This window comes from Streptomyces sp. NPDC001903 (assembly GCF_042891345.1).
In the GTDB taxonomy this organism is placed as follows: domain Bacteria; phylum Actinomycetota; class Actinomycetes; order Streptomycetales; family Streptomycetaceae; genus Streptomyces.
On record NZ_JBIASZ010000004.1, the window covers coordinates 122,496 to 137,180 of the forward strand.

A 14,685-nucleotide genomic window follows, 5' to 3' on the forward strand; every position below is an offset into this window, starting at 1 on the left:
TCCGGGAGCCCAAAGGGATCCAAGTTTTGACCTTGGCCGCCGCGCCGGTGTCCGGCGCGGACCCGGTGCTCAGAACAGCCCGTCCTGCCCGCCGGGAGCGGCGGGCGGCGCCGGTTCGGCGACCGGAAGCGCGGTCGCGGCGTCCGCCGCGGGGGCGACGAGCTCCCAGCCGGCGAGCAGCCGGGTGTCCACCACGAGCCCGTCGGCGAAGTGCAGATCGGGACCGGCCGCGCCGGCGAGCAGGCCCACGACGGCCCCGCCGGGGACCATCGCGGTGACCACCCGCGCGGGGGCGGGCAGCCCGTCCAGCCCGAACGGCCCGGCGTGGTCGGTGATTTCGCATGCCAGCCGCTCCAGCGACTCCGGCCACCCCTCCAGGGCCGCGGCCCGCGCGTGCAGCTCGGCGACCTCCCGGGCCCGCTCGGCCGGCGCCGGCAGGTGGCCTCGTACGGCGCGCTTGCGGGCGTAGGCGATCCGGTCCGGCACCCCGAGCGCGGCCCGCAGCAGCTCCTCGGTGCGGCGGGTGGCCATCAGCGGCCCCCGCCCCAGCCAGGTCCAGGTCACCGCCCCCTGCTCCAGCAGCCGGGCCGGGCCGCGCTCCTCGGCGGTGATGCCGACCTTGACCATCTCGGGCCCGAACCAGGCCAGGTAGACGCGGTAGGTGCGCGGATCGGCGGCGTTGGTGTCGGCGGCCACCGAGAACGACCGGTCCAGCCGGGCGCATTCGGGGCACTGGGCGTTCCCGGCCCGGCCGGGCACGGTGGCGGCCGTGGGGCACGGGGTCCGCTTCCCGGCGCGCCGCACACCGAGGCAGTGCCGCTCCCCGCGGGCCGCGAACGCCAGCCGCTGCCCGTGGACGAGCGGGCTGCTGCGCTCGCCGCGCCCCTCGGCGCACCACCCGATGGCGGGGACGCCGTCGCTCCACCGGATCCCGGTGCACCGCCAGGTCACAGCGGGAGCGGGCGCTCGAAGAAGGTGTCCAGCACGACGGTGGCGTGCGTACCGCTGACGCCGTCGACGGCGTAGAGGCGGCGCAGCACGTCCTGGAGCTGCTCGGTCGTGGCCGTGCGCACCTTCACCAGGACCGAGGCGCTCCCCGCGATGATGTGCGCCTCCTGGATCTCGGCGATCGCCTCGAAGGCCTCCTTCGAGTCCCCCATCCAGGCGTTCGAGTCCACCATCACGTACGCGAGCACCCCGCTCCCGACGGCGGCGGGATCCACCTCGACCGTCGTGCGCCGGATGACCCCGCGCTCGCGCAGCTTGCGGACGCGCTCGTGGGTGGCCCCGGCCGACAGCCCCACGGCGGCGCCGAGGGCGGCGTACGACTGGCTCGCGTCCTGCTGCAGGCGCAGGACGAGCGCCCGGTCGATGTCGTCCACGCGATCTTCCTCCCACATCCCCTGAAACCTGTGCGCCGACAGTACAGGATCCTGCAATGCCACCGACAGGCCGAACGAAATTCAGCTACCGGGCGACGAACTGCGTGAGGATCGCCTGCACCTCATAGATGTCCACACCCTTGGTGAACGTCTTCTCGATCGGCGCCGCGCTCCCGGAGAGCCAGATCTTGAGCTCGGCGTCGAGATCGAAGTGCCCGGCGGTCTCCACGGAGAAGTGCGTGATGCTCCGGTACGGGATGGAGTGGTACTCCACCTTCTTCCCGGTGAGCCCCTGCTTGTCGACGAGGACGAGCCGCCGGTCGGTGAACAGGATCGTGTCCCGTATCAACAGGTACGCGGCGTGCACCTGCTCCCCCTGTCCGAGCAGCCGCGCGTAGTCCCGCTGCGCCGACATCGGATCGACCGTGTGCGCGTTCCCGAACAGTCCCATGACAGTCCCCCTCTCGCGGTCCGACCGTTCCGAACCGTCTCAAAGGACCGTATCCACCCCGGGCCCGCCGATCATCCCCCACAGGACCGACGCCCACCCCCGAACAACCCCGAGGCCCGCCTCCCCACCGAGGAGGACCCCGGACAACGCAAGAGGCCCCCCGGCGAACCGGGGGGCCTCTCACACTGTGCACTCGGCAGGATTCGAACCTGCAACCTTCTGATCCGTAGTCAGATGCTCTATCCGTTAAGCTACGAGTGCTTGGGCTTCTCGGGGTTTTGCGCCCCGTTGGCCTTGCGAGAACAACAATACATGGACCTCGGCGGGACGCGAAATCCATTAGCCAAACCGGTCCTGACCTGCGGAAACGCTCCGGATGGAGATCATCCGCATGGGTTCGCACCGACGTCGGGGCGGGGTTGGGGTGGTGGCCGGCCTGGCCGGAACGCGTCAAAGCAAGACCCCGGAACGCACAGAAGCCCCGGTCCGTCAGGACCGGGGCTTCGGCAGGTGCGGAGGCGGAGGGATTTGAACCCTCGATGGGCTTTAAGACCCAAACCGCATTAGCAGTGCGGCGCCATAGACCGGACTAGGCGACGCCTCCAGCACACCCCCGCGTACGAGGGTGCGTGCAGATGATGACACAGCCACAGGGCCGCTCACCAATCCGCTCCCACGGTACAAGGACAGCCGCCACCAGAGCAAAGCCTTAAGCCCCCCGGTCCGCGTCCTCCCGCGCGCCCTCCGCCTCGTCCGTCCGCACACCGGCCCGTACAGCCGCCCGTACGCCCGGCCGTACGCAACGTCGGCGGCCGAGCGTCGTTGGTCAGGCGTACGACGTACGGACGACCTGGAGTGCCCCATGCTGCGACTCGCCGCCTTCGCCGTCACCTCAGCCCTGGCCGCCTCGGCGGCCACGGCCGCCGGGCCGCTGCCCCCGCTGCCGCCGCTGAGCCGGCTGCTGGCCGCGCCCGACCGCCTCACCATCGCCGTGTCCGCCACCGGCAACCCCCGGGCGAACGGCGAGTACCTGCTCGAGTGCAACCCCGTCGGCGGGAACCACCCCGAGGCCGAGCGGGCCTGCGAGCGCCTCGACATCCTCGCGAAGCAGGACAAGGACCCCTTCGCCCCCACCGCCAAGCGGCAGATCTGCACCATGCAGGACGGCGGTCCGGCCACCGCGCACATCACCGGAACGTGGCAAGGCCACAAGGTGGACGCGACGTTCCGGCGGACCAACGGATGCGAGATCGCCCGCTGGAACAACCTGGAACCTGTGCTTCCGGGTGGGCGCTCCTGACCTGGGAGGATGCGAAGGATGCACGGTATCCACCGAACATCCGCCACCTCAGGCCGGGGCAGTGCCCTTAGACTCCTCCCGTGACATGCCGGTAGTTGTGGTCAGGGAGGAAGCTCGTCGTGAGCAGCAGGCCATCCCGAGGCGCTGCTCGCCTCGCAGCAATACTCGACGCTCTTCCGGACGCGCTGTTGCTCGTCAACGCCAACGGCACGGTCGTCAACGCGAATTCGATCGCCCTCGAAGTGATGGAGAGTCCCGGCACCGGCCTCGTCGGCCGCGGCGTGCTGGACCTCCTCCCCGAGTTCGACTCCAAGCTGATCCCCGGCTCCATGCGCCGTCCCGGCGAGGACGAGGGCGGCCGGGCCAAGCCCAAGCGGATGGTCGCGCGCCGCACCGACGGCACCGAGTTCCCCGTCGAGGTCACCGCCGCCCATCTCGACGGCCGCGACGCCTACCGGGAGCCGCAGCCCGCGTACACGGGTGACGAGCTGCTGATGCTCGTCGTGCGCGACCTCTCCGAGACCGTGGACACCGAGGCCGAGCTGGCCCGCTCGCAGCGGCAGACGGAGATGATCCTGCGGGCCGCGGCCGAGGGCGTCGTCGGCACGGACACCGACGGGCGGGTCGTCCTCGTCAACCCGGCCGCCGCCCAGATCCTCGGCTACCGTGCCACCGACCTCGGCAACCGCGAGCTCCACGGCCTGATCCAGCACTCGCGCGCCGACGGCTCGCCGTTCCCCTTCGAGGAGTCCCCGCTCGCCGACACCCTGCGCAGCGGGCGCAAGCACCGCGTGCGCGGCCAGGTGCTGTGGAACAAGGCCGGACAGCCCGTCTCCGTCGACCTGACCACCTCGCCCGTCCGCGACGGGGAGCTGCTCGTCGGCGCCGTCATGACCTTCACCGACCGGCGGCCCTACGACGCTCTGGCCGCGCGGCACGCACAGCTGCTGGCCGTCCTCGGCGAGTCCCTGCGCGGCCCGCTGGAGGAGCTGCGCGGGGAGCTGTCCACGCTGGCAGCCGACGACGCGGGGCAGCTGTGGCCCGAGGCCAACCAGCTGCTGCACCACCTGGCCGCCGGATACTCCCGGATGACCGCGCTCGTCGACAACGTGCTCGGCTTCCAGCGGCTCGATTCGGGCGCCGAGAAGCTCAGGAAGAAGAAGGTCCTGATCGACGGGGTCGTCGCGGCCGGCATCGACGGCGCGGTCGAGCTGATCGGCCCGGGGCGCGTGCAGTTCGCCGTCCACGCACCGACCATCGAGGCCGAGGTGGACGCCGAGCGGATCGCCGGCGCCCTCGCGCACCTGGTCGCGGACGTCGCCGGGGTGGACGCCACCGGCAAGACCCGCCAGGGCAGCGGGTACAGCGACTCGACGATCGTCGTGGCCGCCGCGCAGCGGGGCGATGTCGTACGGATCGAGGTGCGCGGGCCGTACGAGGGCGGCAACCCGGTGCACGAGCCGATCGTGCGGGGCGTCGTGGCCGCGCACGGGGGCGTGCTGCAGACGGTGGAGGTGCCGGGCGCGCCCGGCGGTGCGTACGTACTGGAGCTGCCGCTCGGCGCGGGAGCCGGGACGGTGACCCTGCCGGAGCCGAAGCCCGAGCCCGCGAAGGAGCCGGCGGCCGCCGAGGGCGCGGGCAAGGGCCCTGCCGGGCGACGGGCCCGGCGCGGGGTGGACGCGTTCCTGGAGGACGCCGCCGACGAGGCGAAGCGGAACGGCGCCGCCGAGGGCGGAAGCGCGCTGGCGCTGCCTTCCGGGCGGCGGCGGGCGGGCGAGGTCGGTGCCGTCGACGCCGCGAGCCCCGAGCTCGCGCAGTCCCCGGTGAACCCTGCGGGCCTGGGCACCGGGCGCCGGCGCGGCCGGGACGGCGACGGAAGCGGAACGGGCTCCGGCGGCGAGGGCGCCGAGGGCGGTCCCGGCAGGCCCGTGCCCCCGCAGGGCACCGCCATGCCCGCGCTCCCGCCGGTGCCCTCCGTGCCGCCGGTTCCGGTGACCGAGCACCCCGCCGGGCGGCGGCGCGCGCTGGGTTCGGCCGCCACGCCCCAGCCCGGTGGTCCCGTGCCCGCGACGGGCCTCGGCCCGGCCCAGGCCCCCGCCCCGCAAGCCCCCGTACGACCCATCGCCCCCGAGGGCGGCTTCGCGCTGCCCGCCGGCCCGACCCCGGCTGCGGCTCCCGCACCGGCGCCGGCCGCGGCGGCCGTGCAGAGCCCCGCCATGGCCGGTCCGGCCGCCGCTCCCGGTGAGGCCGAGGGCGACGCCCCGGCCGGGCGGCGCGGACGCCGCGTGCTGGGTTCGCCCGCTGCCGAGCCCGCGGCTCCCGCCGCACAGCCGGCTCCCGCAGCACAGCCGGCCGCGGGCGCGGAGGAGGGCGTACCGCCGACCGGCCGGCGGCGTGCGCTGCCCGCCACTCCGGCCTGGCCGGTCCCGGCGGCCCGTACCGCTCCCGAGGACGAGGAGGCCGCCGGCCCGGTGGCCGTACCCGGAGCCAGGCAGCCCCAGGACACCCCGCCGGAGGCCGCACAGCCCATCAGCGTGCGTGCCCTCGGCACCCTCGGCCAGGGCATCTCGGTCGACTCCGGATCCACCAACGGCGCGGGCGCCACGAGCGGCTCCGGCCGCCGGCGCCGGCTCGCCGAGCCCGCGCCCCAAGGGCGGGCGTTCGCGATAGGGGCCCCCGAGGCGGGCGCCGACGAGGGCCCCGAGCCGCTGGACGGGCCCGGGGGCGCCGTCGAGGTCGTCAACCGGCCCGTACCGCTCCCCGTGGACGACGAACTGCCTCCGGAGCCCCTGGACAACCCGCGCCGCCTCCTGGTGTGGCCGGCGCCCGATGTGCAGACCCAGCAGGCGCTCAGCGACCGCGGCTACCGCCCGGTGATCGTGCACTCCCGCGAGGAGGTGGACGCGCAGATCGCCGCGTTCCCCGCCGCGCTGTTCGTGGACCCGCTGACCGGGCCGATCACCCGGACCGCCCTGCAGTCCCTGCGCCAGGCCGCGGTGGCCGCCGAGGTCCCCGTACTGGTCACGGCCGGGCTGGGGCACGCCACGCGCGAGGCGGCGTACGGAGCCGACCCGGCCGTCCTCCTCAAGGCGCTCGCGCCGCGCGACAGCGAGCAGCACCCCTCCCGGGTGCTGCTGATCGAGGAGCACGACGAGATCGCGACGGCGCTGACGGCCGCCCTGGAACGGCGCGGCCTCCAGGTCGCGCGGGCGGGAGCGGACACCGACGCGGTGGAGCTGGCGACGCGGATGCGCCCCAACCTGGTGGTCATGGACCTCATGCAGGTCCGGCGCCGGCGGGCCGGGATCGTGGACTGGCTGCGCGCCAACGGGCAGCTCAACCGGACCCCGCTGGTGGTCTACACGGCCACGGGGATCGATGCGGCCGAACTGCCGCGGCTGGCCTCCGGGGAGAGCGTGCTCTTCCTCGCCGAGCGGTCCACCACGGCGGACGTCCAGGGCCGCATCGTGGACCTGCTGGCCAAGATCGGAACGAACTAGTCATCCTGGCCCGATGGCCATCATCGACACCCGTGAGCAGACCGTCCCCGCCGACAATGGCGAGGTGAACCTGCTCATCGCCCGGCAGGTGGAGCCGGGCCACGAGGAGGCGTTCGAGGCCTGGGCCCACGGCATCCTGGAGACGGCCGCGACCTTCCCCGGGCACCTGGGGTACGGGCTGTTCCGTCCGGCGGCGGACGGCGGGCCGTGGTTCCTGGTCCACCGCTTCCGGGACCACGAGGCCTTCCAGCGGTGGCAGGACTCCCCCGAGCGGGCCCAGTGGTTCTCCAACTGCCTGGGCCACCACCACACCGAAATAGCCCGGCGCGAACTGCACGGCATGGAGACCTGGTTCGCCAAGCCGGGTACGACCCGGCCCGCGCCGCCGCGCTGGAAGATGGCGATCAGCTCGGGGCTGGCCATCTTCCCGATCTCGCTCGCCGGCAACGCCGTGCTCGGGCCGTACCTGGTGAACCTGCACTTCGTCCTGCGGACGGCCGCCTTCGCCGTCGTCTTCAGCACGCTGATGACCTACCTGGCGATGCCTGCCGTCAGCAGGCTGCTGCGGCCCTGGCTGACCAAGGCCGGCCAGAGCTGAGCATCGGACCTGCGCGCTTTCAGTCGAGCTTGGTGACTTCCAGCTCGCCGTCCGCGTACTGCTTCCTTATGACCTTCTTGTCGAACTTGCCGACGCTGGTCTTCGGGACGGCCTCCACGGTCGTCCAGCGCTCGGGCAGCTGCCACTTGGCGATGGACTGGCCGAGGAAGACGCGCAGCCCGTCGTAGTCCACGGTCGCGCCCTCCTTGAGGACGACGGTGGCCAGCGGGCGCTCGCCCCACTTGTCGTCCGGGACGGCGACGACCGCCGCCTCGGCCACCTCGGGGTGCGCCATCAGTGCGTTCTCCAGCTCCACGCTGGAGATCCACTCGCCGCCGGACTTGATGACGTCCTTGGCCCGGTCGGTCAGCGTGAGGAACCCGTCGGGGCTGATCACACCGACGTCGCCGGTCTTGAGCCAGCCGTCCGCGCTGAACTTGTCCTCGGGACGCAGCGGTTCGCCCGCGGCTCCGCCGTAGTAGGAGCCCGCGATCCAGGTGCCGCGTACTTCGAGCTCGCCTGCCGACTCTCCGTCCCAGGGCAGGATGTCGCCCCCGGGGCCCACCAGGCGCGGCTCGACCCCGGCCGGGAAGCGGCCCTGCGTGATCCGGTACGGCCACTGCTCCTCGGCGCTCAGGCCGGCCGGCGGGTGCGCCATGGTGCCCAGCGGGGAGGTCTCGGTCATGCCCCACGCGTGACAGAGGCGGACGCCGAGCTTGTCGTAGGCCTCCATCAGGGAGGGCGGACAGGCCGCGCCGCCGATGGTGACCTGCTTCATCGAGGTCAGGTCGCGCGGGTTGGCGGTGACCTCGGCGAGCAGGCCCTGCCAGATGGTGGGGACGGCCGCGGCGTGCGTGGGCCTCTCCCGCTCGATCATCTCGGCGAGCGGGCCTGGCTGGAGGAACCGGTCCGGCATCAGCAGGTTGATGCCGGTCATGAACACCGCGTGCGGCAGGCCCCAGGCGTTGACGTGGAACTGCGGGACCACGACGAGGCTGGTGTCCTTGTCGGTCAGGCCCATCGACTCGGCCATGTTGACCTGCATGGAGTGCAGGTAGATCGAGCGGTGGGAGTAGACGACACCCTTGGGGTCGCCGGTGGTGCCGGAGGTGTAGCACATGGCGGCGGCCTGGCGCTCGTCCAGCTCCGGCCAGTCGTACGAGGTCGCGCGGTCCGCGATCAGCTCCTCGTAGTCGTGGACGCGGAAGCCGCGCTCCTGCGCGAGGGCTTCGAGGCCGGAGCGGTCGCCGATGCCGGAGACGACCACGTGCTCGACGGTCGGCAGGTGCGGCAGCAGCGGGACCAGCAGCGGCAGCAGGGTCCCGTTGACCAGTACGACCCGGTCGACCGCGTGGTTGACGATGAAGACCAGCTGCTCGGGGGGCAGGCGCAGGTTGAGGGTGTGGAGCACGGAACCCATGGAGGGGATCGCGAAGTACGCCTCCACGTGTTCCGCGTTGTTCCACATCAGGGTCGCCACCCGGTCGTCCTGCTGGACGCCCAGTTCGTCGCGCAGGGCGTTGGCGAGGCGGGTGGCGCGAGTACCGATCTCGGCGAAGCTGCGGCGGTGCGGCTCGGCCTCCCCGGTCCAGGTCGTGACCTGGGATTTACCGTGGATCGTCATCCCGTGCTGGAGTATGCGGGTGACGAGGAGCGGTACGTCCTGCATGGTGCTCAGCAAAGCGTCCTCCCGGTGAGCGCTGCGGCGCTGCGGCGGCTACGGATGGAGCCGATTCTGCGCACGTACCGGTCGGCATGTCACTACCCGGGGGTACAAACACGGCAACTCATCGCGGACGTTTCACGTGAAACGCCGATGTTTCACGTGAAACGTGGGCCCGTTCAGCGGACCGGGGTGAGCTCCGGGTCCTCGCGGAGCTTGACCAGAGCGCGCGAGACGGCGCTCTTGACCGTACCGATCGAGACCCCGAGCAGCTCGGCGGTCTGCGCCTCGCTCAGGTCCTCGTAGTAGCGCAGGACGACCATCGCGCGCTGCCGGTCGGGAAGCCGGGTCACCGCGCGCCACATCGCGTCGCGCAGCGCCTGCGCCTCTGCGGGGTCGGATGCGGGGGTCCCCTCGGGCTCCGGGAGCTCGTCGCAGGCGAACTCGTCGACCTTGCGCTTGCGCCACTGGGAGGTACGGGTGTTGACCAGGGCCCGCCGCACGTAGCCGTCGAGGGCGCGGTGGTCCTCGATGCGGTCCCAGGCGACGTACGTCTTGGCAAGGGCCGTCTGCAGCAGGTCCTCGGCATCGCACGGGTTGGCGGTGAGCGAGCGCGCGGTGCGCATCAGGACCGAGCCGCGGGTCCGGACGTACGCCGAGAACGACGGGTACGGCGTCGGGTTCGAGGCGAGCGTGCACACAGGCGTGGTCATGGCTCCACGCTAGAAGCGCGGTCCGGACCTGGGATCGGCCGCAAGTGCCGAAGCTGGATCCATCTCAGGTTGTAGGGGTGGGGCCTGTCCCACCTCCTGAAGGTGGAGGGCAGGGCAGACCGCGGGCGCCCCGGGGGGACCGCCCGCGGACCGGCCCGTGGACCGGCGCCGGCCGCGGGATCAGCCGTCGGCACCCAGGATCAGTCCGGACGTCGGCACCCCGGTCCCGGCCGTGACCAGGGCGCGGGCGGCTCCCGCCACCTGGTTCACGGAGGTGCCGCGCAACTGACGGACGGCCTCGGCGATGCCGTTCATGCCGTGCAGGTACGCCTCCCCGAGCTGACCGCCGTGGGTGTTGAGCGGCAGCGCGTCCGCGGCCACGAAGTCGGCGGCCTCGCCTGGCTTGCAGAAGCCGAACTCCTCCAGCTGCATCAGGACGAAGGGGGTGAAGTGGTCGTAGAGGATGCCGACGTCGATGTCCGAGGGCCGCAGCCCGCTGGTCCGCCACAGCTGCCGGGCGACCACGTCCATCTCCGGCAGCCCGGTGAGGTCGTCGCGGTAGAAGGAGGTCATGGCCTCCTGGCGGCGCCCTGCGCCCTGCGCGGCCGCGGTGATCACGGCGGGCGCGTGGCGCAGGTCCCGGGCGCGCTCGGTGCTGGTGACGATCAGCGCCTGGCCGCCGTCGGTCTCCTGGCAGCAGTCCAGCAGCCGCAGCGGTTCCACGATCCAGCGCGTGGCGGCGTGGTCGGCGAGGGTGATGGGCTTGCCGTGGAAGTAGGCGGCGGGGTTGTTCGCGGCGTGCCGGCGGTCGGTGACCGCGACGTGGCCGAAGGCCTCGGGGGTCAGGTTGTAGGCGTGCAGATAGCGCTGGGCGGCCATGGCCACCCAGGAGGCCGGGGTCAGCAGCCCCCAGGGCAGCGACCAGCCGAGCGCCGCGCCCTCCGCCGAGGGCTCGCGCTGCTGCACACCGGAGCCGAAACGGCGGCCGGAGCGCTCGTTGAAGGCGCGGTAGCAGACCACGACCTCCGCGACCCCGGTGGCGACGGCCAGGGCCGCCTGCTGGACGGTGGCGCAGGCCGCGCCGCCGCCGTAGTGGATGCGGGAGAAGAAGGAGAGGTCCCCGATCCCGGCGGCCTGGGCCACCGTGATCTCGGGGCTGGTGTCCATGGTGAAGGTGACCATGCCGTCGACGTCGGCGGGGGTCAGCCCGGCGTCGTCGAGGGCGGCGTGCACGGCTTCGACGGCGAGCCGCAGCTCGCTGCGGCCGGAGTCCTTGGAGAACTCGGTCGCGCCGATTCCGGCGATGGCGGCGCGCCCGCCGAGTGTGTCGCGGTGCAGGACGCTCATGCCGCCGCCTCCGCGGTCACGGTGACCGTGACCGTTCCGGTCACGTGGTGGCCGATGCCGTTGGCGCCGAGCACCCGGATCTCGATCCGGTCCCCGTCGACGGCGGCCACGGTGCCGGTCAGGACCATCGTGTCGCCCGGGTAGTTGGGGGCGCCGAGCCGGATGGCCACCTTGCGCAGGACGGCGCCCGGCCCGAGCCGGTCGGTGATGTACCGGCCGACCAGGCCATTGGTGGTCAGGATGTTCATGAAGATGTCCGGGGAGCCCTTCTCGCGCGCGAGCCGGGCGTCGTGGTGGACGTCCTGGTAGTCGCGCGAGGCGATCGCGCCCGCGACGATCAGCGTCCGCGTCACCGGTATCTCCAGCGGCGCCAGTGTGTCGCCGACGTTCATGCGTCCTCCCCCTCGGGTGCTGCGTGGTCGGACAGGAGCGCGCCCAGCTCGGCCAGCAGCTCGCTGCCGCAGCCCAGGTACGCGTCCAGCTGGCGCCCCCAGAGGAAGTGCCGGTGGACGGGATGGTCCAGGTCGGCGCCCGTCCCGCCGTGCAGGTGCTGGCCCGCGTGCACGACCCGTTTGCCGGCCTCGGAGGCCCACCAGGCCGCGGTCAGGGCGTGCTCGCGCGCCGGAAGTCCCTCGTCGATCCGCCAGGCCGCCTCGTACGCGGTGACCCGGATCGCCTCGGTGTCCATGTACGCGTCGGCGGCGCGCAGCATGACCCCCTGGTTCGTGGAGAGCGGCCGGCCGAACTGCTCGCGAGTGGAGGTGTACTCGACGGCGCGGGCCAGGGAGCCCGCGCAGACCCCCGCCTGGAGCCCCGCGAAGGCGGTGCGGGCGGTGGCCAGGACCGCTTCGTAGGCCCGGCCGTCCCCGAGCGGTTCGGCCTCGGCCTGCGACAGGGTGAGCCGCCCCGCGGACCAGGGAGCGGTGGTCTCCACCTCGGGCGTGCCGACGCCGGGCGCGTCCGTGCGTACCAGCCACAGGGCTCGGTCGGCGTCCGGGACCAGCACGTGCGTGGCATCGCGCAGCCAGGGCACGAGGGGGGCGGTCCCGGTCAGCCGGCCGTCCGGCGAGGCGGTGATGCGGCCGCGGGCCGGGAACGCGCCCGTGGCTATCGCCTCGCCCGAGCCCAGGGCGGGCAGCAGCCGGGTGCGCTGCTCGGCGCTGCCGTGCGCGGCGACGGGCAGGATCCCGTACGCACAGGTGGCGGCGTACGGGACTTGCGCGGTGGTGCGGCCCTGCTCCTCAAGCAGCAGCACCAGGCCGAGCAGGCCGACGTCCTCCACGGCGGCGGTCAGTCCGGCGGCGGTGAGGGCCTTCCACAGCTCGGCGTCGCTGCCGGTGCCGGCCGCGGCGAGGCGTTCGTGGGTGGCGAGGTCGCGGAAGATGCGCGCGGCGAGCCCGGCCGCCGCGGTCTGCTCCTCGGTGGGGTGGAAGTCCATCAGCCCTCGCTCCCTCGGAAGACCGGCAGCTCCAGGTCCTCGTCGGCCCGCAGGAACTCCAGCCGCACCGGCATCCCGATGCGCACCTTGTCGTACGGGACGCCGGTGATGTTGCTGACCATCCGGACGCCCTCGGCGAGTTCGACGAGGGCCACCGCGTAGGGCGGGTCGAAAGCGGGGAACGGCGGGTGGTGCATGACGACGTAGCTGAACACCGTGCCGGCGCCCGAGGCCTCGACGGTGTCCCAGTCCAGGCTCGCGCAGGCGTTGCAGCCGGGCAGCCAGGGGAACCGGAGGGTCCCGCAGCCTGTGCAGCGCTGGATCAGCAGCTTGTGCTCCGCGACCCCGTCCCAGAACCCCTGGTTGTCGCGGTTGACCACCGGGCGGGGGCGCCGGGCCGCGGGCTTCTTCTCGCGCGCGGCGGCGGGCGCGTACTTGAGGATGCGGAAACGGTGGGTCCCGGCGAGTTCGCCGTCCGCGCGGACGTCCATGCGGGTGGTCACGAAGTGGCCGGTGCCCAGCTTGGTCGTCTTGCGCGGGGACACGGACTCGATGACGGCGTCGTAGGTGACGGTGTCGCCGGGGCGCAGCGGCCGCAGGTACTCCTGCTCGCAGTCCGTGGCGACCACGGAGGTGCAGCCCGCGCCGTCGAGCAGGGCGAGGAGCTCGTCGTAGGCGGAGGAGCGGTCGCCGTGGCCGGAGAGCCCACCCATGGTCCACGCCTGGAGCATGGTGGGCGGGGCGATGGCGTCCGGGCCGGTGTAGGCGGGGTTGGCATCGCCCATCGCCTCGCACCAGTGGCGGATCATCGGCTGGTTGACGGGGTCCTTGCCCTGGCCCGCGGTGGCGGCGGCGCGCCCTTCGAAGGTCCGCAGCAGGGCGTGGAACCGTGCGGCCTCCTGGGCGCCCGTATCCGCGCCCGCGTCGGCGCCCGTATCCGTCGCCGCGCCCTTGTCCGCACCCGCGTCCGCTGCCTGGTCCGCCGTGGCGGTCATCGCTTCCTTCCCTTCATGCCGAGCCGCATCATGGCGACGATCTCCCGCTGGACCTCGCTGACCCCGCCGCCGAAGGTGTTGATCTGCGCGGCCCGGTTCATCCGCTCCAGCTCGCCGCCGGCGAAGGCCGCCGGCCCTCGTACGAGGGCCTCCTCGCCCACCACCTCCTGGCACATCCGGTACACCTCGACGGTGGACTCGGTGCCGAGGAACTTCACGCCGCTGGCGTCGCCGGGGGCCAGGGTGCCGCCGCCCACGTCCTGGACGAGGCGCCAGTTAAGGAGGCGTACGGCGGCCAGCCGGGCGTGTGCCTCGGCGAGCCGGGACTGCACCCAGGGCCGGTCTGCGGGGCGTTCGCCGGTGACCGGGTCGGGGGTGCGCGCGTGGCGCAGGGCGCTCGCGTAGAAGTCCTCGGCCTGCATGCCGATCGCGGCGAGGGCCACGCGTTCGTGGTTGAGCTGGTTGGTGATCAGCCCCCAGCCGCCGTGCTCGGGGCCGACGAGGTTCCCGGCGGGCACGCGGAGCCCGTCGTAGTACGTCGACGTGGTCGTGAGCCCGCCGACCGTGTCGATCGGGGTCCATGCGAAGCCGGGGGCTTCGGTGGGCACCAGGATGATCGAGATGCCCTTGTGCTTGGGGGCGTCGGGGTCGGTGCGGCAGGCGAGCCAGATCCAGTCCGCGTTCTGGGCGTTGGAGGTGAAGATCTTCTGCCCGTCGACGACCCAGTCGGCTCCGTCGCGTACGGCGCGGGTGCGCAGCGAGGCCAGGTCGGTGCCGGCCTCGGGCTCCGAGTAGCCGATGGCGAAGACGATCTCGCCGCCGAGGATCCGGGGCAGGAAGTAGTCCTTCTGCTCCGGGGTCCCGTACTTCATCAGCGTCGGGCCGACGGTGTTGAGGGTGACCATGGAGACGGGGGCACCGGCCCGGTAGGCCTCGTCGAAGAAGACGAACTGCTCGTCGGGACCGCGTCCTTGGCCGCCGTACTCGACGGGCCAGCCGAGGCCGAGCAGTCCGTCTGCGCCGATGCGGCGCAGCAGTGCGCGCTGGGCGGCGGGGTCCTCGGGAGGCCCGCCCGGCAGCAGATCGTGGAAGTACTCCCGCAGTTCGGCGCGGAGCCGCAACTGGCCTTCGGTCGGGGCGAGGTGCACGGCGCTGGCCTCCCGGCATCACATCATCGAGTGAACCTGACTGTCCGTCAGATTCACCGTGGATGTCAAGGTCGGGAGAGCCGGGAGGGGGCGGTGCGCGGATCGACGCGCGGATGCGCGAACGCGCGAGGGCGCCCGCCCCACCGGACC

General features: G+C 73.0%; 13 protein-coding genes and 2 tRNA genes. 3 read left to right on the forward strand and 12 right to left on the reverse strand.

Annotated elements, in window-relative coordinates; all coding sequences use genetic code 11:
* Positions 1-69: 69 nt before the first annotated feature.
* The 5 genes from ACFYZS_RS10190 to ACFYZS_RS10210 all read right to left on the reverse strand — a co-directional run bounded on the left by ACFYZS_RS10190 (position 70) and on the right by ACFYZS_RS10210 (position 2,437).
* Positions 70-951 (reverse strand): DUF2797 domain-containing protein, encoded by an 882-nt coding sequence (locus ACFYZS_RS10190; protein WP_389009130.1) that lies wholly within the window; start codon positions 949-951, stop codon positions 70-72.
* The gene (locus ACFYZS_RS10195; RefSeq protein WP_389009133.1) at positions 948-1,382 is read right to left on the reverse strand and encodes an Lrp/AsnC family transcriptional regulator; all 435 of its coding nucleotides are present in this window, start codon (positions 1,380-1,382) and stop codon (positions 948-950) included. The genes ACFYZS_RS10190 and ACFYZS_RS10195 overlap by 4 nt, the downstream gene beginning before the upstream one ends.
* Positions 1,383-1,467: 85 nt before the next feature.
* Complete coding sequence (locus ACFYZS_RS10200; RefSeq protein ID WP_053692457.1) at positions 1,468-1,833, reverse strand: PH domain-containing protein; 366 nt, start codon at positions 1,831-1,833, stop codon at positions 1,468-1,470.
* A gap of 188 nt (positions 1,834-2,021) precedes the next feature.
* A tRNA-Arg gene (locus tag ACFYZS_RS10205) sits at positions 2,022-2,094 on the reverse strand.
* A 252-nt stretch (positions 2,095-2,346) separates the two neighbouring features.
* Positions 2,347-2,437: transfer RNA gene (locus ACFYZS_RS10210), tRNA-Ser, on the reverse strand.
* Positions 2,438-2,695: 258 nt separating this feature from the next.
* Here ACFYZS_RS10210 and ACFYZS_RS10215 point away from each other — a divergent pair.
* The 3 genes from ACFYZS_RS10215 to ACFYZS_RS10225 all read left to right on the forward strand — a co-directional run bounded on the left by ACFYZS_RS10215 (position 2,696) and on the right by ACFYZS_RS10225 (position 7,231).
* Positions 2,696-3,133 carry an SSI family serine proteinase inhibitor gene (locus ACFYZS_RS10215; RefSeq protein ID WP_389009135.1) on the forward strand — a complete coding sequence of 146 codons (438 nt, stop codon included), beginning with the start codon at positions 2,696-2,698 and terminating at the stop codon, positions 3,131-3,133.
* A gap of 119 nt (positions 3,134-3,252) precedes the next feature.
* On the forward strand, positions 3,253-6,633 hold the full coding sequence (locus ACFYZS_RS10220; RefSeq protein ID WP_389009138.1) for a PAS domain-containing protein: 3,381 nt from the start codon (positions 3,253-3,255) through the stop codon (positions 6,631-6,633).
* Between the two features lie 13 nt (positions 6,634-6,646).
* The gene (locus ACFYZS_RS10225; RefSeq protein ID WP_389009141.1) at positions 6,647-7,231 is read left to right on the forward strand and encodes an antibiotic biosynthesis monooxygenase; all 585 of its coding nucleotides are present in this window, start codon (positions 6,647-6,649) and stop codon (positions 7,229-7,231) included.
* Between the two features lie 19 nt (positions 7,232-7,250).
* Here ACFYZS_RS10225 and ACFYZS_RS10230 read toward each other — a convergent pair whose 3' ends face one another.
* The 7 genes from ACFYZS_RS10230 to ACFYZS_RS10260 form a co-directional block, all read right to left on the reverse strand.
* On the reverse strand, positions 7,251-8,912 hold the full coding sequence (locus tag ACFYZS_RS10230; protein ID WP_389009143.1) for a long-chain fatty acid--CoA ligase: 1,662 nt from the start codon (positions 8,910-8,912) through the stop codon (positions 7,251-7,253).
* 161 nt (positions 8,913-9,073) lie between these two features.
* Positions 9,074-9,607 carry a SigE family RNA polymerase sigma factor gene (locus ACFYZS_RS10235; RefSeq protein WP_389009145.1) on the reverse strand — a complete coding sequence of 178 codons (534 nt, stop codon included), beginning with the start codon at positions 9,605-9,607 and terminating at the stop codon, positions 9,074-9,076.
* Positions 9,608-9,787: 180 nt separating this feature from the next.
* Positions 9,788-10,954 carry a lipid-transfer protein gene (locus tag ACFYZS_RS10240; RefSeq protein ID WP_389009148.1) on the reverse strand — a complete coding sequence of 389 codons (1,167 nt, stop codon included), beginning with the start codon at positions 10,952-10,954 and terminating at the stop codon, positions 9,788-9,790.
* Positions 10,951-11,346, reverse strand: coding sequence for an acyl dehydratase (locus tag ACFYZS_RS10245; RefSeq protein WP_389009151.1), 396 nt, complete (start codon positions 11,344-11,346; stop codon positions 10,951-10,953). Before ACFYZS_RS10245 ends, ACFYZS_RS10240 begins: the two co-directional genes overlap by 4 nt.
* Entirely contained in the window at positions 11,343-12,392 is a 1,050-nt protein-coding gene (locus tag ACFYZS_RS10250; RefSeq protein WP_389009154.1) for an acyl-CoA dehydrogenase family protein, read from the reverse strand. The genes ACFYZS_RS10245 and ACFYZS_RS10250 overlap by 4 nt, the downstream gene beginning before the upstream one ends.
* Positions 12,392-13,387, reverse strand: a complete 996-nt coding sequence (locus ACFYZS_RS10255) for a bifunctional MaoC family dehydratase N-terminal/OB-fold nucleic acid binding domain-containing protein (protein WP_389009157.1) — start codon at positions 13,385-13,387, stop codon at positions 12,392-12,394. The genes ACFYZS_RS10250 and ACFYZS_RS10255 overlap by 1 nt, the downstream gene beginning before the upstream one ends.
* Positions 13,384-14,535: an acyl-CoA dehydrogenase family protein gene (locus ACFYZS_RS10260; protein WP_389009159.1), complete on the reverse strand. Its 1,152-nt coding sequence runs from the start codon at positions 14,533-14,535 to the stop codon at positions 13,384-13,386. Before ACFYZS_RS10260 ends, ACFYZS_RS10255 begins: the two co-directional genes overlap by 4 nt.
* Between the last annotated feature and the right edge of the window lie 150 nt (positions 14,536-14,685).

Excerpts from the sequence above, each read along its gene's own strand:
- ACFYZS_RS10200 (WP_053692457.1), bottom strand. The coding sequence starts at position 1,833 with ATGGGACTGTTCGGGAACGCGCACACGGTCGATCCGATGTCGGCGCAG.
- ACFYZS_RS10215 (WP_389009135.1), top strand. The coding sequence starts at position 2,696 with ATGCTGCGACTCGCCGCCTTCGCCGTCACCTCAGCCCTGGCCGCCTCG.
- ACFYZS_RS10225 (WP_389009141.1), top strand. The coding sequence starts at position 6,647 with ATGGCCATCATCGACACCCGTGAGCAGACCGTCCCCGCCGACAATGGC.
- ACFYZS_RS10235 (WP_389009145.1), bottom strand. The coding sequence starts at position 9,607 with ATGACCACGCCTGTGTGCACGCTCGCCTCGAACCCGACGCCGTACCCG.
- ACFYZS_RS10240 (WP_389009148.1), bottom strand. The coding sequence starts at position 10,954 with ATGAGCGTCCTGCACCGCGACACACTCGGCGGGCGCGCCGCCATCGCC.
- ACFYZS_RS10245 (WP_389009151.1), bottom strand. The coding sequence starts at position 11,346 with ATGAACGTCGGCGACACACTGGCGCCGCTGGAGATACCGGTGACGCGG.
- ACFYZS_RS10250 (WP_389009154.1), bottom strand. The coding sequence starts at position 12,392 with ATGGACTTCCACCCCACCGAGGAGCAGACCGCGGCGGCCGGGCTCGCC.
- ACFYZS_RS10255 (WP_389009157.1), bottom strand. The coding sequence starts at position 13,387 with ATGACCGCCACGGCGGACCAGGCAGCGGACGCGGGTGCGGACAAGGGC.